This window comes from Streptomyces hainanensis (genome assembly GCF_004348415.1).
Classification (GTDB): Bacteria; Actinomycetota; Actinomycetes; order Streptomycetales; family Streptomycetaceae; genus Streptomyces; species Streptomyces hainanensis.
Map to the genome: position 1 here is coordinate 1 of NZ_SMKI01000868.1, position 995 is coordinate 995.

The 995-nt window shown below is 73.9% G+C and carries 1 pseudogene; it reads right to left on the bottom strand.

Annotated features, from left to right (window positions below):
* Positions 1-120: 120 nt before the first annotated feature.
* Positions 121-909 (bottom strand): annotated as a pseudogene (locus E1283_RS36545) (SDR family oxidoreductase); the annotation flags it as partial.
* Positions 910-995: the final 86 nt, after the last annotated feature.

A 995-nucleotide genomic window follows, 5' to 3' on the forward strand; every position in this document is an offset into this window, starting at 1 on the left:
GGGCCCGACTTCGACGTGCTCGCCATGGACCCGGGCGACTGGCCGGGCGTGCTGGGTGCCGGTCTGCTGCCCGCGCCCGACGGCAGCTGCCAGGGCGTCGTGCTGCGCTACGACCTGTTCGGCGGTCCAGCCGCCGTCGAGGGGGATCGAGGCGCCGGTGAGATAGCCGGTGTGCGGGCCGCACAGCCACAGCACGGTGCCGGCGACCTCCGCCGGCTCGATCAGCCGCTTGATCGCCGGGCGCTCCAACATCACGCGCCGGACCACGTCGTCCGCCGCCATGCCGTGCGCCCGCGCCTGGTCGGCGATCTGGTCCTCGGCCAGCGGCGTGCGGACGAACGCCGGGCTGACGCAGTTGCTGGTGACGCCGTGCGGCGCGCCCTCGATCGCGGCGACCTTGCTCAGGCCCTCCAGGGCGTGCTTCGCGGTGACGTAGGCCGCCTTGTAGGGGCTGGCGCGCAGCCCGTGGACCGAGGAGATGTTGACGATCCGCCCCCAGCCCTGGGCGTACATGTGCGGAAGGGTGCGGCGGAGGATGCGGAACGGCGCCTCCACCATCACCCGCTGGATCAGCGCGAACCGGTCGGGCGGGAACTCGTGGAGCGGCGCCACGTGCTGGAGCCCGGCGTTGTTGACCACGACGTCCGCGTCGTCGGGCAGCGTGTCGACGGCGTCGGGCTCGGACAGGTCCACGACGAACGCGGTGCCGCCGATCTCCTCCGCCGTGGCCCTGGCGGCCTCCGCCGCCCGGTCCACGACGAGAACGTGCGCCCCGGCGCCGGCCAACGCGACCGCACAGGCCCGCCCGATCCCACTGGCGGCCCCGGTGACGAGAGCGGTACGACCGGTGAGGAACGGCGCGTCGGCGCCATCGGCGCCGTCGGCAGGGGGGCGGGGGTTGTTGTCCATGGCCGCACAGTAGGAACGCGGCGGGGCGGGACCGATGGTGGCGACCACCACGATTCGCCGGGCGGCGGTGGTGTCCACACCTATAT